The following is a 653-nucleotide window of genomic DNA, read 5'->3' on the forward strand; positions in this document are numbered from 1 at the left end:
TCGATGCATTGGTGTTAGGTACGCGCGGTTGTATTGATACCTTGTTAACTGCGGTTATCGGTGACTCACTTACCCGTAAAGAGCACGATTCCGACAAAGAGCTTCGTGGTCAGGGCTTAGCGAATATGATTTCAGGTTTATTCGGCGCACTTCCAGGAGCGGGTGCGACGATGGGCACGGTGACAAACATCCAAGTTGGCGCTCGCTCTCCATTATCTGGTGTGGTGCGAGCCTTAGTACTGGCTCTGGTTGTTTTGGTGGCTGGTGGATTAACCGAACCTATCCCAATGGCTGTGCTAGCAGGCATCGCGGTGTACGTTGGCTTTAACATCTTAGACTGGAGCTTTATTCAGCGCGCGCATAAGGTCAGTTTTTCTGGCATGGCGATCATGTATGGCGTGATGCTACTGACGGTGTTTGTTGATCTCATTGTGGCCGTTGGTTTGGGTGTGTTTGTTTCAAACATCATGATTATTGAGCGCTTGAGTCGCGAGCAAGCTCGTCAGGTAAAAGCCATCAGTGATGCCGATGAAGATGATGTGCCACTGACGGACAGTGAACGAGGATTGTTAGATCGCGCCAATGGGCGAGTGTTGTTCTTCTATCTCTCTGGCCCAATGATTTTCAGTGTGTCTAAGGCCATTTCTCGTCAA

General features: G+C 49.8%; 1 protein-coding gene. It reads left to right on the top strand.

Features of this window, described 5'->3' with window-relative positions; genetic code table 11:
* The coding region (locus R8N49_RS27865; RefSeq protein WP_318190541.1) for a SulP family inorganic anion transporter at positions 1-653 on the top strand (653 nt) is incomplete at both ends.

This window comes from Vibrio sp. 1978 (genome assembly GCF_033344345.1).